The following is a 24,523-nucleotide window of genomic DNA, read 5'->3' as shown; positions in this document are numbered from 1 at the left end:
TTCTTGTTATTGCTTTGAACTCAATCTCGACTGCACGCTGGTCGGGTGCTTAAAGCGCGTAACTGCTCCTGGCCATGATGTGCCGGACAACGCTGTAGTCCTGTAGCGAATCACTGGATAAATCCTTGCCGTACCCTGAGCGTTTCAGGCCGCCGTGGGGCATTTCGCTGGTCAGCATGAAATGGCTGTTGATCCAGGTGCAGCCGTACTGCAGGCGTGCCGCGACCTGCATGGCCTTGTCCAGGTTCTGCGTCCAGATCGACGACGCCAGGCCATATTCGGAATCGTTGGCCCAGTCCAGGGCTTGCGACAGCCCATCGAAGCGGGTCACGGTGACCACCGGCCCGAACACCTCGCGCTGGACGATCTCATCCCCCTGTTTGCAGCCTGCCAGCAAGGTGGGTTGGTAGAAGAACCCAGGCCCCGAATGCACGGCGGCGCCGGTGATGCGTTCGATATGAGGCTGGCTCAGCGCCCGCTCGACGAAGCTGGCCACTCGGTCACGCTGGCGCGTGCTGATCAAGGGCCCGATCTCATTGTCCGCGTCGCGTCTGCTCGCGAAACGCAGGCTGGCGACTGCCGAGCCCAATTCGGCGACCAGCTTGTCGTGTATCCCGGCCTCGGCGTAAATGCGACAGGCCGCGGTGCAATCCTGGCCTGCGTTGTAATAACCGTAGGTGCGGACACCTTCGACCACCGCCGCAATGTCCGCGTCATCGCAGACGATCACCGGCGCTTTGCCCCCCAGTTCAAGGTGGGTGCGTTTCAGGGTCTTGGCCGCCGCCTGCAGGATTTTCTGGCCGGTCACGATATCGCCGGTCAGTGACACCAGCCTGACTTTCGGGTGGCTCACCAAATGGCTCCCAACGCCTTCGCCGCCACCACAGACGATATTGATCACGCCCCTGGGCAGCCGCTCGGCCAACAGCGGGACCAGCGCAAGAATCGACAGCGGCGTATGTTCCGACGGCTTGAACACCAGCGTATTGCCCGCCGCGAGGGCCGGAGCGATCTTCCAGGCGGCCATCATGATCGGGTAATTCCAGGGCGCGATGGAGGCGACGACGCCGATCGGATCGCGCCGCACCATGCTGGTGTAGCCCGCCACGTATTCGCCCGCCAGTTGCCCGGTCTGACAGCGTACGGCACCGGCAAAAAAGCGGAACACGTCGACGGTGGCCGTCAGGTCGTCCTGCCGGGCGAGGTGCAGGGGCTTGCCACAGTTGAGCGCTTCCAACTGGGCGAGGTGATCGGCATTTTTTTCGATGGCATCGGCGATGCTGAGCAGGACGTTCGCGCGGAATTGCGGTGTGGTGCGCGACCAAGCGTCAAATGCGCGGTTGGCCGCGAGAATCGCGCTCTCGACCTGGTCGGTACTGGCTTCGGCGATTGCGGTCAGCACTTCGCCCGTGGCCGGATTGAGAATCGGTTCGACGATCCCCTCGCCGGCGACTTGTTCACCGTCGATCAGCAGTGCAGTCAAAAACCGATCATTCGCGCCGCCTGCCATTGTTCGAGCTTCCCTGTGGCGAAGTTGAACGAGTCAATGTTTGAAGCGGCTCCCTTGAAAGATGCCGATACACTTTGACGCCCCAAGCTCAGAGCCTAGTGTCCGCATCGGCGCTCGACAAATGCTTAATTCTGAAACCCCCGTTCGATTAAATCGAAGGCCTGCGCCCTGGATGAGGTTGTTCTCGCGCGACACTCAGGAACGGGTCGACCAGTGACGGGCGCGCCGTACCCCGCCGCCACGCCAGCCCTACGTCAAGTGTATGGGTCAGGTCGGCGATAGGGCGGGCTTCGATGATGTCCCCCTCCAGCGACCACGGACGGTATGTCATGTCCGGTTGGATCGAAACCCCAAGGCCTGCCGCGACCAGGCTTCGGACCGCCTCGGTGGAGGCTGTGCGCAGGCTGACTTTCGGTTGCAGGCCTATGCGCGACCAGATGCGCTGGGCATTGCTGCCCATCTCGTCGACGTTGAGTTGAATGAGCGGCTCGCATGCGATGTCGGCTAGGTTGATGTTGTCATGTTCCAACAGAGGATGCTGGGCCGGGAGCCATAGCCGGTAAGGCGAGTGCGTGAGCACTTCGGTCTGCAAGGCATGGCGATCCTCAAGGTTGGAGAGGATCAACACGCCAATGTCGATCTCACCGCTGACCAGCAGATGCTCGATGTAGGGGCGCTCGTCTTCCATCACGCGGAGGTCGACGTTGGGGTAGGCGCGCTGAAACCGCGTCAGCAGATCGGCGAGGTAATAGCCTGCCACCAGGCTGGTCACGCCGATCACCAACTGCCCGGCCACCTGTTCGGCGCCTTGTTGCAAGCTGCGCTTGGCGTTTTCCACCGTGGCCAGAATCAGGTGGGCCTGCCGCAGAAATTGGTGCCCCTGATGGGTGAGGGTCATGCCTTTGGCGTGGCGGCTGAACAAGGTAACGCCGATCTCTTCCTCCAGCTGCTGGATGGCCAGCGTCAGGGTGGATTGGGAGATGAACACCGCCTGCGCCGCTGCGGAAATCGAACCGGTTTCGGCCACTGCGATGAAGTGGCGGATTTGGCGTAACGTCATCATGGGAGCCGTTCCCGTCTTTTCGGAATTCAACGAGTGTATATCGTTTTTTTCGAATGGCCCGGCTCGCCCCTGCAACATCTGGAAGCACAGTCGGAAACGGCAACTGAGGACTTCGCCTTAACCTGCGTGTCGGACCGTTTAAGTGTTTTCAGGAGGTGCCCATGAATACCCGAGGTTTACTTGATCAGTTGCTGAAATCCGGCCAGGACCTGTTGCAAAACAAGGCGGGTCAATCCGGTCGTTCTCCTTCTCAAAGCCAGGGCACCCAGGGCGGCCTCGCCGATCTGCTCGGCAAGGCCGGTGGCGCCAATCTGGGAGGGCTTTTGTCCGGCGCGGGCGGTGGCGCGCTGGCAGCGGGGGCGATGGGGTTGCTGCTGGGCAACAAAAGTGCGCGCAAGATCGGTGGCAAAGTGCTGACCTACGGCGGCCTCACGGCGCTGGGTGTGCTGGCCTACAAGGCCTACGGGAATTGGCAGGCCAATCAGGCGAGCGCAGGGTCGGCTCAGCCTCAGACCGTCGACCGTGTGCCGCCCGCCCAAGTGGAACAGCACAGCGAGGCGATCCTGCGGGCATTGGTGGCGGCGGCCAAGGCGGACGGCCATGTCGATGACAATGAACGGCAATTGATCGAGGGTGAGTTCACGCGGCTGACGGGCGATGAGGAATTGCAGCACTGGCTCCACGCCGAGCTGCACAAGCCGCTGGACCCTGCCGAGGTCGCGCGGTCGGCTCACACACCTGAAATTGCCGCCGAGATGTACCTCGCCAGTGTGATGATGGTCGATGAAGAGCACTTCATGGAGCGGGCATACCTGGACGAACTGGCCAAACAGCTCAAACTTGCCCCCGACTTGAAAGCCGAGTTGGAGAATCAGGTCCGCCAAGCGCAGCCATAACTCGCCACGGCAGATCGAAGCAGACTCGGGAAGGGCAAGCCCGGCGGTGGCTTGCCGTCTCCCTGGGGCCGGATCTCGACCGCTGCCCGAGCCCGCAACTTCCTTTCCCTTGCCTCAAGTCCCCGTACCTCTTCGCGGCACCGTTGGACGTTAATGGGCGCCATGAGCCACATCGGCAACTTCCCTATCAGGTAATGCTTTGGTCGGCCGATAACGTGTCAGAAGTTTCCTTTATATGTGTGCGTTATTGCGTATGTCGTGTCGGAAACAGCCCAGTTAATTAGTAAGGCACTAGGCTATACTCCGCTCGCGTTGGGCCGTCTGTCGGTCCGCTTCTTGAACCCGGTCTTGCCGGTGTTGAACTCTTGAGGGCTGACTGTGAAGAACTGGACGTTGCGTCAACGTATTTTGGCGAGCTTCGCTGTAATCATCGCCATCATGTTGCTGATGGTGATTGTGGCTTTCAACCGCTTGCTGGTCATTGAAAGCAGCGGCGATGAAGTACGGCTCGACGCGCTACCGGGGGTTTATTACAGCAGCACGGTGCGCGGCGCCTGGGTTGAAAGCTACATCCGCACCCAACAGTTGCTCGCCGAAGGCGCGGGGCGTCCTCTGACCAACGCTGAGGAAGATCAGTACAAAGAGTACGATGACCGCCTGCAGAGCCAGATTGCCGCGTATCAGAAAAGTATTTTTGAAGAGAGCGATCGCAGTGAGTTCGCGCAGTTTCTGCAACTGCGTGAACGGTTCGGGCTGGTGCTCAACGGCATCCTGTCGGCCTATCAAGGTGACAACTTCGCGATGGCCCAGCGCATCTTTACCGAACAGCTGACCCCGATGTGGTTCGAGGGTCGCAAGGTGCTCAATGCGCTGGGTACCAAGAACAAAATCAATGCCGATCGCGCATCGGACAACATTCAGGCCGCGGTCTACAGCGCCAAGATCACCTTGGGCATCTCGCTGATCATCGCAGTGCTGGTCGCCGGTATCTGTGGCCTGCTGCTGATGCGCGCCATCCTGGCGCCCATGAATCGGATCGTCAGAATCCTCGACGTGATGCGGACCGGCGACCTGAGCAGCCGTCTGAACCTGGAGCGCAAGGACGAATTCGACGCGGTGCAGACCGGGTTCAACGACATGGTCACCGAGCTCGCAGCGCTGGTGTCCCAGGCGCAGCGCTCCTCGGTTCAGGTCACCACATCGGTGACCGAAATCGCCGCCACCTCCAAGCAGCAGCAGGCCACGGCCACTGAAACCGCGGCCACTACCACCGAAATCGGCGCCACGTCCCGCGAGATCGCCGCGACGTCTCGGGATCTGGTGCGCACCATGACGGAAGTGACCTCGGCTGCCGATCAGGCTTCGATCCTCGCCGGATCCGGTCAGCAGGGCCTGGCACGGATGGAGGAAACCATGCACTCGGTGATGGGGGCCGCGGACCTGGTCAACTCGAAGCTGGCCATCCTCAATGAGAAGGCGGGCAACATCAATCAGGTGGTGGTCACCATCGTCAAGGTCGCCGATCAGACCAACCTGCTGTCGCTGAACGCCGCCATCGAGGCCGAAAAAGCCGGTGAATACGGCCGCGGATTCGCCGTGGTCGCGACGGAGGTTCGGCGCCTGGCGGACCAGACGGCAGTCGCCACCTATGACATCGAACAGATGGTGCGAGAGATTCAGTCGGCGGTCTCGGCGGGCGTGATGGGCATGGACAAGTTTTCCGAAGAGGTACGTCGAGGGATGTTCGAAGTCACCCAGGTGGGCGAACAGCTCTCGCAGATCATCCATCAGGTGCAGGCGCTGGCGCCGCGCGTGTTGATGGTCAATGAAGGCATGCAGGCCCAGGCCACGGGTGCCGAACAGATCAATCAGGCGCTGGTGCAACTGGGCGATGCCAGCAGCCAGACCGTGGAGTCGCTGCGCCAGGCCAGCTTTGCCATCGACGAGTTGAGCCAGGTGGCAGTGGGCCTGCGCAGCGGCGTCTCGCGATTCAAGGTCTGAGCCGGTCCATGACGGAGCATTCAGCCAAGCGCGGCGCGCGGTCGTTGCCGTCGAACAAGCTGTTCCTGATGTTTCGCATCGGGAAGGAGCGCTACGCCCTGGAGGCCGCCGAGGTGGCTGAAGTCCTGCCGCGTTTGGCGCTCAAGCCGATTGCGCGCGCGCCCCATTGGGTCGCGGGTGTCTTCGCTCATCGAGGCGCGGTGGTGCCGGTGGTCGATCTCAGTGCGCTGACCTTCGGCGAAACGGCGCCGCAGCGAACCAGCACGCGTCTGGTGCTGGTGCACTACCGACTGGGGGGCGATCGTCCGGCGCAGCGCCTGGGGCTGATCCTCGAACAGGCGACGGACACCCTGCGGTGCGCGGTGGACGAATTCAAGGCATATGGCCTGGACAACCGTGAGGCCCCTTATCTGGGACCGGTGCGGGAAGACGAAACGGGGCTGCTGCAGTGGATTCGCGTACAGGACCTGCTCACCGACGAGGTGCGCGACCTGCTGTTTCCTGCCCGTCCCATGGACTTCGACACCCTTGATTCCCTCGGGGCCGCACCATGACATCGGACGCGCGCTTTTTCGCCTTCCTCAAGAGCCGCATCGGGCTGGACGTCGCCTCCGTCGGCGAGGCGATCATCGAGCGAGCGGTTCGTCAGCGATGCGCGCTCAACAAGGCCGAGAGCGCCGATGCCTATTGGCAGTTGCTGCACAGCAGCGCCGAAGAACAACAGGCATTGATCGAGGCGGTGATCGTGCCTGAGACTTGGTTTTTCCGTTACCCGGAATCCTTCGGCACGCTGGGCAAGCTGGCGGCAGCGAGGGTGGCGCAGTTGAACGGTGCCCGACCGCTGCGCATCCTCAGTCTTCCGTGCTCCACCGGCGAAGAGCCTTACTCGATTGCCATGGCCTTGTTCGATGCAGGCTTGCAGGCCACCCAGTTCAAAGTCGAAGCGGTGGACATCAGCCCCCTGTCACTGCAAAGGGCACGTCGCGCCGTGTACGGCAAAAATTCCTTCCGCGGGGATCAACTGGGGTTCCGTGAGCGCCATTTCACTCAGGTCGAAGACGGTTACCTGGTCAGCGAGAAGGTCCGTGAGCAGGTCGGCTTCCAGACCGGCAACCTTCTCGACCCCGCGTTGACAGTCGCGCAGTCCGCCTATGATTTCGTGTTCTGTCGCAACCTGCTGATTTACTTCGACCTGGACACCCAGCGACAGGGGTTCGAAGCATTGAAGCGCATGACCCGTGAAGATGGATTGCTCTTCATCGGGCCCGCCGAAGGCAGTCTATTGGGGCGAATGGGCATGGTGTCCATCGGCATCCCTCAGTCATTCGCGTTCCGGCATCGAACCGAGCCTGTGGCTGATCCGTTCGCGGTACCGCCGACTGCTGCGACGTTGCCGATCAGGCCTGTCGCAGCGCCGCAAGTCAGTAACAGACCGCCGCCGGCGCCGCGTCCAAACCCAGCGCCCAAATCCTTCGGCCCGGCGCCCGTGCGCAGCCCTGCGCCGGGGGCGCCTCCGCCAGCCGGGGAAGCGGCAACCCTGCTCGCCAGCATCAAGCAATTGGCCAACGAGGGTAAAACCGCGGAAGCCAGGCGGGCTTGCGAGCAGTATCTGAAAAGCCATGAGCCCGTGGCGCCGGTGTTTTATTGGTTGGGGCTGCTCAGTGAAGTCAGTGGCGATGGCGTCGGTGCACAAGGCTTCTACCGCAAGGCGCTGTACCTGGAACCGCAACACCCTGAAGCGCTGGCGCAACTGGCCGCGCTGTTGGCTGCGCAAGGCGATAGCGCAGGTGCCAGACGCCTGCAGGAGCGTGCCGCCCGCGGCGTGAACAAAGAAGGACGGAGTCGATGACCAGCGTACACAGTGAATTGATCAGCGACGCCGCGCAGGCCATCGATGACTGCTGGAACCGGATCGGCATCCATGGCGATCGCTCCTGCCCGCTGCTGGTCGATCACATTCATTGTCGCAACTGCTCGGTGTACTCCGCCGCCGCTACGCGCTTGCTGGATCGTTACACGCTGGCGCAGGAACATCGCGTTGTGGTTCAGAGCGATGAGCTGGACAACGACGTCAAGACGCGCTCACTGGTGGTCTTTCGTCTCGGCGAAGAGTGGCTCGGCCTCCCAACCCGGTGCCTGGTGGAAGTCTCGCCCGTGCAAGCCATCCATTCGCTTCCCCATCAACGGTCCCGGGCATTGCTGGGCGTTGCCAATGTGCGTGGTGCGTTGGTGGCTTGCCTGTCGTTCGTCGAACTGCTCGGGCTCGATGTTTCGTTTGCCCCGGTCAACACCGGGCGAGTCATGCCGCGCATGCTGATCGTCGCCGCGCAGGGCGGGCCGGTGGTGGTGCCGGTCGATGAAGTCGACGGCATCCATGCCATCGAAGCCCGTCTACTGGACGGCGCATCCGGCTCCGCGCAAAACGCCAACGCCCGTTTCACCAAGGGGGTGGTCCAGTGGAAAAACCGCAGCCTGCGCCTGTTGGATGAAGAACAGCTGTTGTCGGCAGTGAACCGGAGCCTCACATGACGCCTGATCAGATGCGCGACGCTTCACTTTTCGAGCTGTTCACCCTCGAAGCCGAAGCCCAGACCCAGGTGTTGAGCGCAGGTCTGCTCGCCCTCGAGCGCAATCCGACTCAGGCCGACCAGTTGGAAGCGTGCATGCGCGCCGCTCACTCGCTCAAGGGCGCCGCCCGGATTGTGGGCGTCGACGCGGGCGTCAGCGTCTCCCACGTCATGGAGGATTGTCTGGTCGAAGCCCAGACCGGCCGCTTGCATTTGAAGCCCGAACACATTGATGCGCTGTTGATGGGCACCGACATGCTCATGCGCATCGCGACGCCAGGCGAGAGCAAGGTCACGCAAGCCGATGTGGACGGCTACGTCGCGCTGCTGAATGACCTGATCAATCCGGGGGCGCGTCACGCCGTGCCATTGCCGACCGCTGAGCCGTCGATGGAGGATTTACTCCTGGCCAATGCCCAGGCGCTGGTGGAATCGGTGCAGTCCGCTCATGCGCCTTTGGTCCCTGAGCCCTCGGGCGAACCCGAGCCCCCCGTGACCGCTTCGCCCCCCGTCAATGAGCCGACGCTGCCCCATGCCCCTGACGAGATCAACGGCGACGCCGAAGTGTCTGTCAAGGTCGAGCGGCGGCGCGAGCGGCGGGTGACGGAGGGCGGCGAGCGCGTGTTGCGGGTCACCGCAGAGCGGTTGAACAACCTGTTGGACCTCTCGAGCAAGTCACTGGTCGAGACTCAGCGTCTGAAGCCGTACCTGACGGCGATGCAACGGGTCAAGCGTTCCCAGACGGGAGCGAGTCGGGCGCTGGACAACCTCGACGCGCTACTCGGTGCCAATGTCGACCCCGATGCCCAGAAGGCGCTGGAGGAAGCACGCCGCTTGTTGGGAGAAGCGCAGCAACTGTTGCTCCAGCAGACCTCGGACCTGGACGAGTTTGGCTGGCAGGCCGCTCAGCGGGCCCAACTGTTGTACGACACAGCACTGGCGTGTCGCATGCGCCCGTTTGCCGATGTGTTGGCTGGTCAGGTGCGCATGGTGCGAGACCTGGGCCGCTCGTTGGGCAAACAGGTGCGGCTGGAAATCGAAGGTGAGAAAACCCAGGTCGATCGCGATGTTCTGGAAAAGCTCGAAGCGCCACTGACTCACCTGCTGCGCAATGCCGTGGATCACGGCATCGAATTGCCCGAGCAACGTTTGGCCTGCGGCAAGCCCGCCGAAGGGCTGATTCAGCTCAAAGCCTCGCACCAGGCGGGGCTGCTGGTGGTGGAGCTGATCGACGATGGCGCGGGCATCGATCTGGAACGTCTGCGTCGCAGCATCGTTGCGCGCAAATTGTCGCCGGAGGAAACCGCAGCGCAATTGAGCGAAGAAGAGTTGCTCAGCTTCCTGTTCCTCCCAGGGTTCAGCATGCGAGACAAGGTCACTGAAGTGTCGGGGCGTGGTGTCGGTCTCGATGCCGTGCTGCACATGGTCCGGCAACTGCGCGGCGGTGTCGATTTGCATCAGCAGGCGGGGCAGGGCAGCCGGTTCCACTTGGAAGTCCCGCTGACACTGTCGGTGGTGCGCAGCCTGGTGGTTGAAGTCGGCGGTGAGGCCTACGCCTTCCCGCTGGCGCACATCGAGCGCATGCGCGATGTCGCGGCGGATGAAATCGTACAACTGGAAGGGCGACAGCACTTCTGGCACGAAGAGCGACACGTGGGCTTGGTCGCTGCGAGCCAATTGCTCAATCGTCCCGCCAGCCAGGACCACGCCGACCTCCTCAAAGTCGTGATCATCCGAGAACGCGACGTCGTGTATGGCGTGGCCGTGGAGCGTTTCATCGGCGAACGCACGCTGGTCGTGTTACCGCTGGACCCGCGGCTGGGCAAGGTACAGGACATTTCCGCCGGGGCGTTGCTGGACGATGGATCGGCGGTGTTGATCATCGACGTCGAAGACATGTTGCGCTCGGTCGAAAAGTTGCTCAGCACCGGGCGACTGGAGCGCATCGACCGGCGCAATCGCCAGGCCGATGCTCAATCGCGCAAGCGGGTGCTGGTGGTCGACGACTCGCTGACCGTCCGCGAGCTGGAGCGCAAGCTGTTGCTCAGCCGCGGGTACGAGGTGGCCGTGGCCGTGGACGGCATGGATGGCTGGAATGCCCTGCGTGCCGAAGATTTCGATTTGCTGATCACCGACATCGACATGCCGCGCATGGACGGCATCGAACTGGTGACCCTGTTGCGGCGCGACAGCCGGTTGCAGTCGTTGCCGGTCATGGTGGTGTCATACAAGGATCGTGAAGAGGATCGCCGTCGGGGCCTGGACGCCGGCGCCGACTATTATCTGGCCAAGGCCAGTTTTCATGACGACGCGTTGCTCGATGCCGTCGTTGAGCTGATAGGAGATGCGCAGGGATGAAGATCGCCATCGTCAACGATATGCCCATGGCAGTCGAGGCACTGCGGCGCGCGTTGGCATTCGAACCGTCGCATGAGGTGGTGTGGGTGGCAGGCAATGGCGCGGAGGCGGTGCAGCGCTGCGCCGAGTCGACGCCTGATTTGATATTGATGGATTTGATCATGCCGGTCATGGACGGTGTCGAAGCCACGCGGCGCATCATGGCCGCCACCCCCTGCGCCATCGTGATTGTGACTGTAGATCGGGAACAGAACGTCCACCGAGTATTCGAAGCCATGGGCCATGGTGCGCTCGACGTCGTCGACACCCCGGCCATCGGAGCGGGCAACCCAAAAGAAGCCGCCGCACCTTTGTTGCGCAAGATACTTAATATAGGCTGGCTTATCGGTCAACGGGACAGCCGGGTTCGTCCGGCACCCCCGCCCGTGCGCGAAGCGCCGCAGCGTCAGGCGCTGGTCGCCATTGGTTCTTCTGCTGGGGGGCCTGCGGCGCTTGAAGTGTTGCTCAAGGGACTGCCGAAGGATTTTCCGGGGGCCATCGTGCTGGTTCAGCATGTGGATCAGGTGTTTGCAGCCGGGATGGCACAATGGTTGAGCAGTTCTTCCGGACTCCCTGTACGATTGGCTTGCGATGGCGAGCCGCCTCAGGCTGGTGCCGTGCTGCTGGCAGGCACCAACCACCACATCCGGTTATTGAAAAACGGCACGTTGGCCTACACCGCCGAGCCGGTGAACGAAATTTACAGACCCTCGATCGACGTGTTCTTCGAGAGCGTAGCGACGTATTGGAATGGTGATTCAGTGGGCGTTCTGTTGACAGGCATGGGCCGGGATGGTGCCCAGGGACTCAAGCTGATGCGTCAGCGTGGATTCCTCACCATCGCCCAGGACCAGCAAAGCTGTGCGGTGTACGGCATGCCCAAAGCGGCTGCCGCGATTGACGCCGCCATGGAGATTCGCCCGCTGGACAGCATCGCGTCTCGGTTGAACGAGGCATTGACCCAATGAATTTCCAGGTGATTTCACAGCCGGACTGTGACCAGGAGCCCCTGAATGCATGACTTGCAACTGGACGAGTTGCACACCACGGACGAAAACGCGGCCATGGTGTTGCTGGTCGACGATCAGGCGATGATCGGCGAAGCCGTCCGGCGCGGCCTGGCGAATGAAGAAAACATCGATTTTCATTTTTGCGCCGACCCGCACCAGGCGATCGCCCAGGCGATCCAGATCAAGCCGACCGTGATATTGCAGGACCTGGTCATGCCCGGCCTCGACGGCCTCACCTTGGTGCGCGAATACCGCAACAACCCGATGACCCGGGACATCCCGATCATCGTGCTGTCGACCAAGGAAGATCCGATGATCAAGAGCGCGGCCTTTGCCGCTGGCGCTAACGATTACTTGGTCAAACTGCCGGACAACATCGAACTGGTGGCTCGCATCCGCTACCACTCGCGGTCGTACATGACACTGTTGCAGCGGGATGAGGCCTACAGGGCCCTGCGCGTGAGCCAGCAACAGTTGCTGGACACCAACCTGGTCCTTCAACGCCTGATGAACTCCGACGGCCTGACGGGGCTGTCGAATCGTCGTCATTTCGACGAGTACCTCGAACTGGAATGGCGCCGAGCCATTCGCGAGCAGACCCAGTTGTCGTTGCTGATGATCGATGTCGATTATTTCAAGGCCTACAACGACAACTTCGGTCACCTGGAAGGCGACGAAGCCCTTCGCCAGGTCGCCAAGGCGATTCGCGCCAGTTGCAGTCGCCCCTCCGACTTGCCCGCGCGCTATGGCGGTGAGGAGTTCGCGCTGGTCCTGCCCAACACCTCGCCGGGTGGTGCGCGACTGCTGGCCGAAAAGCTGCGTCAGACCATCTCCGGCATGAGCATTGCGCACATCGCCCCCACCGAAGGTTCGAGCCTGACCGTCAGCATCGGCCTGGCGACCCTCGTGCCCGCGGTGGGCAGCCACAGTCGCCAACTGATCCAGATGGCCGACCAAGGGTTGTATTCGGCCAAGCACAATGGGCGCAATCAAGTGGTGGTGGGAGGCTGAATGCCCGTCCGCTTGTTCTCAGGGCTTTCGAATGAGCCCTCCTGAGGTTGGCGCAAGCAAGGTCGCGGCCAGCTTCAGGTGGGCTTTTCACATCCGTTGAATGGTTGAGGGTTGCACTGCCTGATCCGCGGCGCTGCCACAGAATGCGCTACTTCCCATCTGATAATGTCCAGTTTCAGGATCGGCAACCACAGGCCTCCGGTTTTCGAGACCCAGATGGAGTGCCGGAAATCGCATCAATGCGGTATACTCGCGGGCTTTGTGAAATTCGCCTGCGAGTCCTGACGACCATGGAAATCAACCCGATCCTGAACACCATCAAGGACCTGACCGAACGCTCCCAGTCTATTCGGGGGTATCTTTGACTACGATCACAAGAGTGACCGTCTGATCGAAGTCAACCGCGAGCTGGAAGACCCCAACGTCTGGAACAAGCCCGAGTACGCCCAGGCCCTGGGCCGCGAGCGCGCCATGCTGGCGCAGATCGTCGACACCCTGGACGAGATGGCCAGCGGCCTCGCCGATTCCCGCGAGTTGCTCGACATGGCCGTCGAAGAGAACGACGAAGGCGCCGTCAATGACGTCGTCGAGTTGCTCGAAGGCCTGGAGGCGTCGCTGGCCAAGCTCGAATTCCGCCGCATGTTCAGTGGCGAGATGGACATGAACAACGCTTACCTAGACATCCAGGCCGGTTCCGGCGGTACCGAAGCGCAGGACTGGGCGAACATCCTGCTGCGCATGTACCTGCGCTGGGCCGACAAGCGCGGTTTCGACGCCACCATCATGGAACTGTCCGAAGGCGAGGTCGCCGGAATCAAGGGTGCGACCGTGCACATCAAGGGTGAATACGCCTTCGGTTGGCTGCGCACCGAGATCGGCGTCCACCGCCTGGTGCGCAAGAGTCCGTTCGACTCCGGTGCACGTCGTCACACGTCGTTCTCGGCGGTGTTCGTTTCGCCGGAGATCGATGACAAGGTCGAGATCGACATCAACCCCTCTGACCTGCGGATCGACACCTATCGCTCGTCCGGTGCCGGTGGTCAGCACGTCAACACCACCGATTCGGCGGTGCGTATCACCCACGTTCCGACCAACACCGTGGTCAGCTGCCAGAACGAACGCTCCCAGCACGCCAACAAGGACACCGCGATGAAAATGTTGCGGGCCAAGCTGTACGAGCTGGAAATGCAGAAGCGCAATGCCGCGTCCCAAGCCCTTGAAGACAGCAAGTCGGACATCGGTTGGGGTCACCAGATCCGTTCCTATGTCCTCGATGATTCGCGTATCAAGGACCTGCGCACGGGTGTGGAGCGCAGCGACTGCAATAAAGTCCTGGACGGCGACCTCGACGGTTACCTGGAAGCCAGCCTCAAACAGGGGCTGTAATCGCGACACTCCCGTTGCGGGCCCGGCACACGCTCCACGGCGGCCGGCCCGCGATCCCTTGCCGTCGGCAAGACGCAACGAACCTGTGATGGAAAATCTGAAGACATGAGCGACCAACAACTCGATCCGCAAGCCCTGCAACAGGAAGAAAACACCCTGATCGCACTGCGCAAGGAAAAGCTTGCTGCCGAGCGCGCCAAGGGCAACGCCTTCCCCAACGACTTCCGCCGCGAAAACTACTGCAATGACCTGCAGAAACAGTACGTGGACAAGACCAAGGAAGAACTGGCTGAGGCGGCGATTCCGGTCAAGGTTGCAGGTCGCATCATGTTGAACCGTGGCTCGTTCATGGTCATTCAGGACATGACCGGTCGCATCCAGGTCTACGTCAACCGCAAGACGTTGTCGGAAGAAACGCTGGCGGCGGTAAAAACCTGGGACATCGGCGACATCATCGCCGCCGAAGGCACCCTGGCACGCTCTGGCAAAGGCGACCTGTACGTCGAAATGACGAGCGTGCGGCTGCTGACCAAATCCCTGCGTCCGTTGCCGGACAAGCATCACGGCCTGACCGACACCGAACAGCGCTACCGCCAGCGTTACGTCGACCTGATGGTCAACGACGAGGTCCGCGAAACCTTCCGCGTGCGGTCCCAGGTGATCGCCCATATCCGCAGCTTCCTGATGAAGCGTGATTTCCTTGAAGTCGAAACGCCCATGCTGCAGACCATCCCGGGCGGGGCGGCGGCCAAGCCGTTTGAAACCCACCACAATGCACTGGACATGGCCATGTTCCTGCGCATCGCCCCGGAGCTTTACCTCAAGCGGCTTGTGGTAGGTGGGTTCGAAAAAGTGTTCGAGATCAACCGCAATTTCCGTAACGAAGGGGTATCGACCCGTCACAACCCCGAATTCACCATGTTGGAGTTCTACCAGGCCTACGCCGACTACGAAGACAACATGGACTTGACCGAAGAGCTGTTCCGCGAGCTTGCGCAATTGGTGCTCGGCACGACAGATGTTCCCTACGGCGACAAGGTGTTCCATTTTGGTGAGCCGTTCGTGCGCCTCTCGGTGTTCGATTCGATTCTCAAATACAACCCGGACATTTCCGCCGATGACCTGAACGACATCGACAGGGCGCGGGCCATCGCCAAGAAAGCCGGTGCGAAGGTGCTGGGCTTCGAAGGCCTGGGCAAACTGCAAGTGATGATTTTCGAAGAACTGGTCGAGCACAAGCTGGAGCAGCCGCATTTCATCACCCGCTATCCGTTCGAAGTGTCGCCGCTGGCGCGTCGCAGTGATGACGATCCGAGCGTCACCGACCGTTTCGAGCTGTTCATCGGCGGGCGCGAAATCGCCAACGCGTATTCCGAGTTGAACGACGCGGAAGACCAGGCCGAGCGTTTCATGCAACAGGTGGCTGACAAAGACGCCGGTGACGACGAAGCGATGCATTACGACGCGGACTTCGTGCGTGCTCTCGAATACGGCATGCCCCCTACGGCAGGTGAGGGCATCGGCATCGATCGTCTGGTCATGCTGCTGACCAACTCGCCGTCGATTCGCGACGTGATCCTGTTCCCCCATATGCGGCCTCAGGCGTAATTGTCGAAAAAACGAGCCGCCCGGTGAGGGCGGCTTTTTTTTGCCCGGCAGGTGAGTGCCGCTTGCGCTCTAGGCGAACTCGAACCCGTAACTCCAAGCACTGACTGAAAAGGAAAAACCTGTCGTGAATCGCGTGATCGCTCAAAAGGGAGCCGCTGGCCTGGCCACAGCCGTCGCAGAGAGTGTTCAGTACCAGGGGCGCAAGGCCAGCCGACAGGGGAGTGAGCAACGCCGTCAGCAAATCCTCGACGCGGCCATGCGCATCGTTATCCGCGATGGCGTGCGTGCGGTACGCCACCGTGCGGTGGCCGCCGAAGCCCAGGTCCCGCTTTCGGCCACCACGTACTATTTCAAGGATATCGACGACCTGCTGACCGACGCTTTTGCTCAGTACGTTGAGCGCAGCGCCGCCTACATGGCCAAGCTGTGGACGAACACCGAAGCGCTGCTGCGTGAAATGGTGGGGCGCAACGACGGCAGCGCCGAGGCGCGCGCACGGTTGGCCGATGAGATCGCACGCATGACGATGGAGTACGTGCGCCACCAGTTGCAGACCCGCCGCGATCAACTGATCGCCGAGCATGCGTTTCGCCTCGAAGCGCTGATCAATCCACGACTGGCATCGCTGGTCGCTGCCCACCAGGAAATCCTGCTCCAGGGAAGTGCCCAGTTTCTCGAGGTTGTGGGCTCCAACCGGCCCCACATTGATGCTCAAGTGTTGACGGGCGTGATCGGCCGGATGGAATATCAGGGCCTGCTGGGGGGGCAAAGGCCCGACGCAGACCAGGAAATGCTCGCTATCCTTACACGCCAGATGCACCTGGTGCTGGGCGCCGAAGGGGCGGCGACGGATTGAGCATTTTTCATTAAGGGCGGGATCAGGAGAACGCGATGAAAGCCAGGAGCGTCTTGCTCGCCTTGTCGTTCGTGCTGTTGAGCGGGTGCCTGGTGACGTTCAACGATCCTATTCCGACTCGCGATACCGCACCTCCCAGATTGCTGGGCACCTGGACCAGCAAAAATGCCTGGGGCGAGCCGCTGGAGCTTGAGATCACCCGAGCGGGCGCCGATCAATACAAGGCCGTGAGCTACCGCAAGGGCGACCGCAAGAATCGGGACGAGTACGCCTTTACCGTGTCGCGTCATGGCAGCCGCTGGTATGTATCCGCCGCGCTTCCAGAAAAGTATGGCGGCCACTATGTGATCGCGGGCTTCGATTTGATCGACAACGACAATGCTGCCGATGAGTTGGTGATCTATGACCTGGATCTGGAACGGGTGCAGCAGTTGGTCGATCAGAAGGTCTTTGAAGGGCGCCCTACGGAAACCGAGAAAGGCGATGGTGTGCTGATCACGACCCCTCTGGACAATGTTTTCGCTTACCTGGATGACAGCGCCAATTCCGATATCTTTCTCTCGGCAGCCAAATACCAGCGCATGGCCAAATAGCACGTGAACCAGTCACAGGAGTACCGGGTGGACGAATACCAGCAGACCATACGCATGTTGTCCGATCGTATCGTGTTGGCTCAAACGCCGATTCGCGTGCTCGATGCCGTGAAATGGGACGACAGCATCCGCAAGAATTTCCTCGCCGCCAAAGGCAAGCAGCTCCCGGAAGTGGACCGTGCGTATTACGAGAATCGCCCGTTGGGCTTCGATTCCAGTGCGGTGAAGCTGGAGTTTCAGAACATCGAACGGGACATTACCCGGCAATTGGGGCAGTTCAACCCGGTCGGGCAGATCATGCGGCGTATGTGCAAAGAGTACCGGATGGTCATCCGTATGCTCGAAGCGCGGGGCACTGCAGATTTCGGCCTGATTTCGCAGGAGCTTTATGGCGCGGCATCCGACGCTTTCCATGCCGGCGACCCTACGCTGTCGGATCTGGGGTTGATGCTCTCCGATTACCTGAACAACATCGCCGGGCGCGGTGACCTCAAGGACGAGCCCAAGACGCTCAATGCAAAAGACGCCGTGGCGATGCTGCAAAGTCGTCTCAATCGTACGTTCGGTGAAGCGGAAGAGACCATCAGGGTATTCGAGTCCGATGGCATCGTGGCGGACGCAGCAGCGGGGGCGGACTACATCAAGATTCGCAGCGACGCGATGTTCAATGAGCGCGACGTGCGTGCGCTGGAAGTCCATGAGGGCCTGGTCCACGTGGGCACCACGCTCAACGGGCAGAACCAGCCCATCTGCACCTTCCTGGCCAAGGGGCCGCCTTCATCGACCATCACTCAGGAAGGGTTGGCGATTTTGATGGAAGTGATCGGTTTTGCGTCCTACCCAAGCCGCTTGCGCAAACTCACCAACCGCACTCGGGCGATTCACATGGCTGAGGAGGGCGCGGATTTCCTCCAGGTGTTCGAGTTCTACCGCGATCAGGGGTTTGGTATGGCGGAAAGCTACGGCAATGCCAGCCGCGTTTTCCGCGGGTCCGTGCCGAATGGCCTGCCATTCACCAAGGACTTGTCCTACCTCAAGGGCTTCATCATGGTTTACAACTACATCCAGTTGGCCGTGAGGAAGGGCAAGTTGGAGCAAGTGCCGCTGTTGTTTTGTGGCAAGACCACACTGGAAGACATGCGCACGTTGCGTCAATTAGTGGATGAGGGGCTGGTGGTGCCGCCCAAGTACTTGCCCGAGCAATTCCGTGACATGAACGCGCTGTCCGCCTGGATGTGCTTCTCCAACTTCCTCAATCACCTGAGCCTCGACCGGATCGAAGCGGATTATTCGAATATCCTCTGACCCGAGAATGCGCGGGCCCGCTCGCGCCTGCCGACCATGTTTCGACATCGAAGAGAAGGCCATCGTTTGAAGCTGCTCACCTCGCTCCTCTTGCTGCTGTGCCTGTGCGGCTGCAGCCAGCTCCTGTTCTACCCCGAACGTGAAGTGCCACTGACCCCGGACAAGGCTCGGCTCGCCTGGCGTGACGTGACCCTCACCGCTGCCGACGGGACGCGCCTGAACGCCTGGTACCTCCCGGCCAAGCCGGGGGTCCCCGTCAAAGGGACGGTGCTGCACCTGCACGGCAACGGCGGCAACATGGCCTGGCATCTGAGCGGCAGCGGCTGGCTGCCGGAGCAGGGCTATCAGGTATTGTTGCTGGATTACCGCGGCTATGGTCACTCCCAGGGCGACCCGGCGCTGCCCGCGGTTTATCAGGACATCGACGCCGCCTTCGACTGGTTGGACCATGCGCCGGACGTTCAGGGCAAACCTTTGGTGGTGCTCGGGCAAAGCATCGGCGGCGCGCTCGGCGTGCATTACCTGGCAGAGCACCCGCAACAGCGGTCTCGGATCAAGGCGCTCGTGCTGGACGGCGTACCCGCCAGCTACCGGGAAGTCGCCCGATATACCCTCAGCACCTCTTGGCTGACATGGGCCTTCAAACGGCCGCTGTCCTGGGTGATTCCGGACGGTGACAGCGCCATCAATGGCATCGCCCAGTTGAAAGGAACACCCATCCTGTTGTTTCAGAGCCTGGACGATACGCAGGTGCCGCTGCACAACGGCATCAGCCTGTATCAGTCGGCGCCGCTTCCCCGCGTGCTGCAATTGACCCGTGGTCCGCATGTGCAGACTTTTGGCGACCCGACCTGGCGTGAGGTCATGGTTCGTTACCTGGACGACCCTCAACACTTCAACGGCCTGCGACGTCTCGCCGAAGTGCCCAACTACCCAGACACTGATTCGGCGAGTAGATCGCCTGACGTGCGTTCTCAGGTCCCGACAGTCGAGCGCGCGCAATGACTGGGGAGCGTAATCTGATCCCGCAGATTCTCACCGGCATCGTCTGCATATTCGGCACGGTGGGGGTGCTTTGGTACTACGGCTATCTGCATTTCGCCAAGCCGGAAGATGCGTTGGAACTGAGCCAGTTCACCTTGCTCAAGACCGTGCCCGGTCAGGATTACAAAGCGGCGCTGGAGCCTGCACGGCAAGTCGCACAGTGCATCGAAGGGGTGTTGGTCATGTTCGATACGGAGCAGAAAGGCCTGACAGGCGTGTTGGTCAACGACCGCAGGCAAGCTGTACGGTGCATGCGGCAGCAGACACCGCAGAAGATCGATCAAGGGGGGTAAAGCTGTAGGCCCAACCAGATTCACGCCAATAGCTTCGGATGAGACAAGAAAAAGCCCCGCCAGGGCGCAATGCCAGGCGGGGCTTTTTCTTTAGCGGTTACCGATCATTGCATCGAGGAGCGCGGTGCAACCGGCTGGTTATCGTTGGAAATGGTCACTTCCACACGACGGTTCATGGCGCGGCCCGAGTTGCTGTTGTTGTCTGCAACGGGGTATTCCTTGCCATAACCTTGAGCAACTACACGGTCCATGCTCACGCCCATTTTGATCAGCGCCGTGCGCACCGAGTTAGCGCGACGCTCGGACAGCGATTGGTTGTAGCTGTCGGAACCGGTGCTGTCGGTGTAGCCCTCGACAATCACCTTGCGATCAGGGTTTTCCTGCAGGAATTGGGCGAGTTTATTGACGTTGACCAGACCGGCGGACTTGAGCTCGGATTTATTCAGGTCGAACAGCACGTCGCCAAAGGTCACCAGCGTGCCGCGTTCGGTCTGCTTGGCGTTCAGGCTGTTCTGCAGCGCCTTGATCTGTGCGTCGCGGGCATCCAGACGCGCTTGTGCACGCTGAGCCGCTGCGTTTTTCAGATCGTTTTCGGCGGTCTTCAGGTTGATGGTCTGTTTGGCCAGCTCGACGCGCTGGTTGGTCAGGTAGGCCAATTGATCGACTTTTTTCTCGTCGTCGTGGTTGCGGTACGCGGCGTCTGCCTTGTCCAACCACTCGCTGGCGTCTTTGGTTTCCAGCGCGGCCAGTTCAGTCGCTTTCGGGTTGCTTTGCAAGGCGGAGAAGTTGGTGCGAGCTTGTTCCAGGTTCACGTTGGGCTGCGAGGAGCAAGCTGCCAGACCGACGCTCAGGGCCAACAGGGCAGGAATGAGTACTTGTTTACGCATAATAGTTTCGTCCTTTAAATCCAATGGCAATGCACGAGGTGCGAAGGGTTACTGGCTGACTGGCTGAACCTGACGCAGGCCTTCTTCACGCAGTTCGTTGACGCCCTGACGTGCGTCCTGCACCGCTTTCTGCGCCTTGGCCGCCTGAGCCTTACGCTCGGCTACGCGGGCATCCCACTCCGCCTGTTCGGCGTACTTGCGCGCCTCGTCGTACTTCTTCTCTTGCATGGCCAGTTCGGATTGCTTGAACTTGTCCTGGGCGGCTTTCATTTCAACCGGCGCGAACTCGGTCGCTCCCGCAGTGACTGCGGCGTTGACGGCAGATTGGGTCACGGCGTACTGCTCGCTTGGCGGTTTTCCCGCGCAACCGGCGAGCAGTGCGGTGGTGCCCAGTACCAGGGCGGCCAGCTTGAGTCCGCGCAGGCCTTTGAACGAAGGGTTGGCAGTGCGGGTAGTCATGGTGGTCAACTCCATTTTTAACTCCTGAAAACGAGAGGATCCATTTCAGTGGTTGGCCTGGCGGGGGGCGATCATTCGATCTGAACCCCGCTGCCATTGGTCGGCTTTTTCTGTAATGGCTAACTGCTCGGACATGCCGATTTTTTGAATAGTTCAGATGTTTTTGTTCTCAAGACCTGACGTTTTGTTTCGTGTTGTAAATATGGCGCTAAAAAATTGACGCAGGAAAATACCGCGCCGCCCGCTGCTTGCGGGTGGCCCGGGTTCTGTTTTCGGCGTGAAAACGACGTCGCGATCAGTGCTGCCGGCTGTCTATCTGGTCGGTCAAATCCTGCAGATAACGCCGCGACAACGCGAGGAAGCGCGGCGTCGGGCCTACATCTTCATACAGCGGATCGCCTTCTTCGTCAGTGGCAACGACATGTTGACCCTGGATGTAAGGAAAGCTGGCCTCGAGCTCTTCTAACGCCGCGCCGAGCAGTTCGCCCATCAGTTCTTCCGGGGAGCGTTTGGGGTACATTTCGGCCAGCGCCGCCAGGCGAGCCGCGGCCTCGATGTCCAGGTGCACGGAATAGGCGGTTGGAGTGAGGCGACCTTTTGCCGAATCTTCCCACTGTTTTGCCAGCTCACGAATTTTCATAACGACCTCTTCACGTTCCCGCATGATGGCGGGCCAGGGGGGATTGTCGAATCTCAGGAGACCCGCCCATGAGCGTAGCCCGCTGGGTGCGGGCGTGACGCCAAGGGTTGCGTCGATGCATCGATTTGTCGCTCTATACACAGAGATAGAGGCAAAACGGATGAGGGCGTTCAGTTTCGGCTGGGCGCGCTGGCTCGGAACAGAACAACAAAAGCGCTAGAGGAGAACGCTGGATGGCTGATATCGATGCGCGCTTGCGCGAGGACGTTCATCTTTTGGGTGAGCTGTTGGGCAACACGATTCGGGATCAGCACGGGGCTGATTTTCTGGAAAAGATCGAGCGCATCCGCAAGAGTGCCAAGGCCGGACGTCATGGTTCGGCGCAGGGCACCGAGCAGTTGAGCTCCAACCTTGAGAGCCTGGGCGAAGACGAATTGCTGCCAGTGGCGCGGGCGTTCAACCAGTTCTTGAACCTGGCTAACATCGCCGAGCAGTATCAACTGATCCATCGCCGTGATGACAGCAAGCCTCAGCCGTTCGAGGCGCGGGTGCTTCCCGAACTGCTGGAGCGTTTGAAGCAATCCGGGCAGTCACCTGACGCATTGGCCCGGCAACTCGGCAAGCTGGAGATCGAACTGGTGTTGACCGCGCATCCCACTGAAGTAGCGCGGCGTACCCTCATTCAAAAGTACGACGCCATCGCGGCGCAATTGGCTGCGCTCGACCACCGCGATCTGAGTCGCCTGGAGCGACAGCAGATCACTGAGCGCCTCCAGCGCCTCATCGCCGAAGCCTGGCACACGGAGGAAATTCGTCGGGTTCGTCCCACCCCGGTGGATGAGGCCAAGTGGGGCTTCGCGGTGATCGAAAACTCACTCTGGCAAGCGATTCCCAATTACCTGCGCAAGGCCGATCACGCACTGCACGCGGCGACCGGCCTGCACCTGCCGTTGGAAGCGGCACCGATCCGCTTTGCCTCCTGGATGGGCGGCGACCGAGATGGCAATCCGAACGTCACGGCAGCGGTGACACGCGAAGTGCTGTTGTTGGCGCGTTGGATGGCTGCCGACCTGTACCTGCGCGATGTCGATCAACTGGCCGCCGAACTGTCGATGCAGCGAGCCAGCCCGGCACTTCTGGCGGTGGCGGGCGACAGCGCCGAACCCTATCGCAGTGTGCTCAAGCACTTGCGCGAACGCCTGCGTGCCACCCGCAATTGGGCACACGCTTCGCTCAAAGTGACGCAACCGGCACCGGAAGGCGTGTTGCACAGCAATCGCGACCTGCTCGAGCCGCTGCAGTTGTGTTTCCAGTCGCTCCACGAATGCGGCATGGGCGTGATCGCCGATGGTCCGTTGCTCGATTGCCTGCGTCGTGCGGTCACCTTCGGCCTGTTTCTGGTCAAGCTCGATGTCCGGCAGGACTCCACGCGGCACAGTTCGGCGATGACCGAAATCACCGATTACCTTGGCCTGGGACGTTACGAAGAGTGGGAGGAAGAGAAGCGGGTCGAATTTCTGCTGCGTGAGTTGAACAACAAACGCCCGCTGCTGCCCGCGCATTTCAAGCCGGCCGCCGACACGGCAGAGGTGCTGGCGACCTGTCGAGAGGTGGCCGCCGCCCCGGCAGCGTCGTTGGGTTCGTACGTCATCTCCATGGCCGGTGCGGCCTCCGACGTGCTCGCGGTGCAACTGCTGCTCAAAGAAGCCGGCTTGCAACGTCCGATGCGCGTAGTGCCGTTGTTCGAGACACTCGCCGATTTGGATAATGCCGGGCCTGTCATCGAACACCTGCTGAGCTTGCCGGGGTATCGCGCCCGCTTGAGCGGGCCCCAGGAAGTCATGATCGGCTATTCCGACTCGGCCAAGGACGCTGGCACCACGGCGGCGGCCTGGGCACAGTACCGAGCGCAGGAGAAACTCGTCGACATTTGCCGCGCTCACGAGGTGGAGCTGCTGTTGTTCCACGGCCGAGGCGGCACTGTGGGGCGAGGCGGGGGACCGGCCCACGCCGCCATTCTGTCGCAACCACCGGGCTCGGTGGCTGGGCGTTTCCGTACCACTGAACAAGGGGAAATGATCCGCTTCAAGTTCGGTTTGCCGGATATCGCCGAGCAGAATCTGAACCTGTACCTCGCCGCCGTGCTGGAGGCGACGTTGCAACCGCCGCCCATGCCCGAGCCGGCCTGGCGGCAGATGATGGATCAACTGGCGGCAGACGGGGTGAAGGCTTACCGGGCCGTGGTCCGGGAGCATCCGGAGTTCGTCGACTATTTCCGCCAAGCCACCCCCGAGCAGGAACTGGGGCGGCTGCCACTGGGCAGCCGCCCGGCCAAGCGTCGAGAGGGCGGTGTAGAGAGCCTGAGAGCGATTCCGTGGATCTTCGCCTGGACGCAAACGCGCTTGATGCTGCCCGCCTGGTTGGGCTGGGAGCAGGCCTTGGGCAATGCGCTGGCACGCGGACAGGGGGAGCTGCTCGGGCAAATGCGTGAACAGTGGCCGTTTTTCCGCACCCGGATCGACATGCTCGAGATGGTGCTGGCCAAGGCCGACAGCGACATTGCCCAACTCTACGACGAACGTCTGGTTGACCCTACACTGCTCCACCTTGGTATACATCTACGCGACCTATTGTCGCAGGCGTGCCGGGTGGTATTGGGGCTGACCGGCCAGTCGCAGTTGCTGGCCCACAGTCCGGAAACCCTGGAGTTCATCAGTTTGCGCAATACCTACCTGGACCCTCTGCATCTGCTTCAGGCCGAGCTTCTGGCACGCTCGCGTCGGCAGGAGGCCAGCCTGGACAGTCCTCTCGTGCAGGCGCTTCTGGTGTCTGTGGCGGGGATTGCAGCCGGTTTACGCAATACCGGTTGAAACCAGGGTCGCTAAAGGGATGCAGGCGCAAGCCTTCATCCTGCGCGTCGTGCTCGGCCGTGCATGGGGTGTGCAGGGGGAGCCGAGACGGGTCATTCGAAAGTATCGACCGTCGGCAGGCGACCGG

Annotated in this window: 21 protein-coding genes; 16 read left to right on the top strand and 5 right to left on the bottom strand. The window is 61.2% G+C overall.

Going from position 1 to position 24,523, the window contains the following annotated elements; translation table 11 throughout:
- Nucleotides 1–49: 49 nt before the first annotated feature.
- Nucleotides 50–1,510, bottom strand: a complete 1,461-nt coding sequence (locus DBP26_RS01485) for a gamma-aminobutyraldehyde dehydrogenase (protein WP_108235835.1) — start codon at nt 1,508–1,510, stop codon at nt 50–52.
- 148 nt (nt 1,511–1,658) lie between these two features.
- Complete coding sequence (locus tag DBP26_RS01480; RefSeq protein ID WP_108235834.1) at nt 1,659–2,573, bottom strand: LysR substrate-binding domain-containing protein; 915 nt, start codon at nt 2,571–2,573, stop codon at nt 1,659–1,661.
- A gap of 161 nt (nt 2,574–2,734) precedes the next feature.
- Here DBP26_RS01480 and DBP26_RS01475 point away from each other — a divergent pair, with 161 nt between their 5' ends.
- From DBP26_RS01475 to DBP26_RS01405, 15 genes are all read left to right on the top strand, one after another.
- Nucleotides 2,735–3,469 (top strand): tellurite resistance TerB family protein, encoded by a 735-nt coding sequence (locus DBP26_RS01475; RefSeq protein ID WP_108235833.1) that lies wholly within the window; start codon nt 2,735–2,737, stop codon nt 3,467–3,469.
- A gap of 378 nt (nt 3,470–3,847) precedes the next feature.
- Entirely contained in the window at nt 3,848–5,470 is a 1,623-nt protein-coding gene (locus tag DBP26_RS01470; protein WP_108235832.1) for a methyl-accepting chemotaxis protein, read from the top strand.
- 8 nt (nt 5,471–5,478) lie between these two features.
- A complete protein-coding gene (locus tag DBP26_RS01465) occupies nt 5,479–6,024 on the top strand; it encodes a chemotaxis protein CheW (RefSeq protein ID WP_108235831.1) in 546 nt (181 codons plus the stop codon).
- Nucleotides 6,021–7,319, top strand: coding sequence for a protein-glutamate O-methyltransferase CheR (locus DBP26_RS01460; protein ID WP_108235830.1), 1,299 nt, complete (start codon nt 6,021–6,023; stop codon nt 7,317–7,319). Before DBP26_RS01465 ends, DBP26_RS01460 begins: the two co-directional genes overlap by 4 nt.
- Complete coding sequence (locus tag DBP26_RS01455) at nt 7,316–7,999, top strand: chemotaxis protein CheW (RefSeq protein ID WP_108235829.1); 684 nt, start codon at nt 7,316–7,318, stop codon at nt 7,997–7,999. The genes DBP26_RS01460 and DBP26_RS01455 overlap by 4 nt, the downstream gene beginning before the upstream one ends.
- Entirely contained in the window at nt 7,996–10,395 is a 2,400-nt protein-coding gene (locus DBP26_RS01450; RefSeq protein ID WP_108235828.1) for a hybrid sensor histidine kinase/response regulator, read from the top strand. Before DBP26_RS01455 ends, DBP26_RS01450 begins: the two co-directional genes overlap by 4 nt.
- Nucleotides 10,392–11,402, top strand: a complete 1,011-nt coding sequence (locus tag DBP26_RS01445; protein WP_108235827.1) for a chemotaxis response regulator protein-glutamate methylesterase — start codon at nt 10,392–10,394, stop codon at nt 11,400–11,402. The genes DBP26_RS01450 and DBP26_RS01445 overlap by 4 nt, the downstream gene beginning before the upstream one ends.
- Before the next feature lie 45 nt (nt 11,403–11,447).
- Nucleotides 11,448–12,455 (top strand): PleD family two-component system response regulator, encoded by a 1,008-nt coding sequence (locus DBP26_RS01440; RefSeq protein ID WP_108235826.1) that lies wholly within the window; start codon nt 11,448–11,450, stop codon nt 12,453–12,455.
- Nucleotides 12,456–12,745: 290 nt separating this feature from the next.
- Nucleotides 12,746–13,841, top strand: a protein-coding gene (gene prfB, locus DBP26_RS01435) for a peptide chain release factor 2 (protein WP_108236036.1) whose coding sequence is annotated in 2 segments (ribosomal slippage) — nt 12,746–12,817 and nt 12,819–13,841 — 1,095 coding nt in all. Because the reading frame shifts where the segments join, the coding sequence is not laid out codon by codon here.
- A gap of 105 nt (nt 13,842–13,946) precedes the next feature.
- The gene (gene lysS / locus DBP26_RS01430; RefSeq protein WP_108235825.1) at nt 13,947–15,449 is read left to right on the top strand and encodes a lysine--tRNA ligase; all 1,503 of its coding nucleotides are present in this window, start codon (nt 13,947–13,949) and stop codon (nt 15,447–15,449) included.
- Nucleotides 15,450–15,585: 136 nt separating this feature from the next.
- Nucleotides 15,586–16,305 carry a TetR family transcriptional regulator gene (locus tag DBP26_RS01425; RefSeq protein ID WP_177410989.1) on the top strand — a complete coding sequence of 240 codons (720 nt, stop codon included), beginning with the start codon at nt 15,586–15,588 and terminating at the stop codon, nt 16,303–16,305.
- Between the two features lie 35 nt (nt 16,306–16,340).
- On the top strand, nt 16,341–16,898 hold the full coding sequence (locus DBP26_RS01420; RefSeq protein WP_108235823.1) for a hypothetical protein: 558 nt from the start codon (nt 16,341–16,343) through the stop codon (nt 16,896–16,898).
- Between the two features lie 54 nt (nt 16,899–16,952).
- Complete coding sequence (locus DBP26_RS01415; RefSeq protein WP_177410988.1) at nt 16,953–18,203, top strand: flavohemoglobin expression-modulating QEGLA motif protein; 1,251 nt, start codon at nt 16,953–16,955, stop codon at nt 18,201–18,203.
- A gap of 66 nt (nt 18,204–18,269) precedes the next feature.
- On the top strand, nt 18,270–19,208 hold the full coding sequence (locus DBP26_RS01410) for an alpha/beta hydrolase (protein WP_108235821.1): 939 nt from the start codon (nt 18,270–18,272) through the stop codon (nt 19,206–19,208).
- Complete coding sequence (locus DBP26_RS01405) at nt 19,205–19,540, top strand: hypothetical protein (protein ID WP_108235820.1); 336 nt, start codon at nt 19,205–19,207, stop codon at nt 19,538–19,540. The genes DBP26_RS01410 and DBP26_RS01405 overlap by 4 nt, the downstream gene beginning before the upstream one ends.
- 104 nt (nt 19,541–19,644) lie before the next feature.
- Here DBP26_RS01405 and DBP26_RS01400 read toward each other — a convergent pair whose 3' ends face one another.
- The 3 genes from DBP26_RS01400 to DBP26_RS01390 form a co-directional block, all read right to left on the bottom strand.
- A complete protein-coding gene (locus DBP26_RS01400) occupies nt 19,645–20,427 on the bottom strand; it encodes an OmpA family protein (RefSeq protein ID WP_108235819.1) in 783 nt (260 codons plus the stop codon).
- 48 nt (nt 20,428–20,475) lie between these two features.
- Nucleotides 20,476–20,901 (bottom strand): DUF4398 domain-containing protein, encoded by a 426-nt coding sequence (locus DBP26_RS01395; RefSeq protein ID WP_108235818.1) that lies wholly within the window; start codon nt 20,899–20,901, stop codon nt 20,476–20,478.
- 280 nt (nt 20,902–21,181) lie between these two features.
- Complete coding sequence (locus DBP26_RS01390; RefSeq protein ID WP_108235817.1) at nt 21,182–21,526, bottom strand: pilin assembly protein; 345 nt, start codon at nt 21,524–21,526, stop codon at nt 21,182–21,184.
- Between the two features lie 233 nt (nt 21,527–21,759).
- Here DBP26_RS01390 and ppc point away from each other — a divergent pair, with 233 nt between their 5' ends.
- Nucleotides 21,760–24,396, top strand: a complete 2,637-nt coding sequence (gene ppc, locus DBP26_RS01385; RefSeq protein WP_108235816.1) for a phosphoenolpyruvate carboxylase — start codon at nt 21,760–21,762, stop codon at nt 24,394–24,396.
- Nucleotides 24,397–24,523 lie beyond the last annotated feature (127 nt).

The sequence above is a fragment of the Pseudomonas sp. RIT409 genome (assembly GCF_003052515.2).
Lineage (GTDB): Bacteria > Pseudomonadota > Gammaproteobacteria > Pseudomonadales > Pseudomonadaceae > Aquipseudomonas.
Note: the sequence above shows the minus strand (reverse complement) of the source record. Positions and strands in the feature narration are given on the sequence as shown.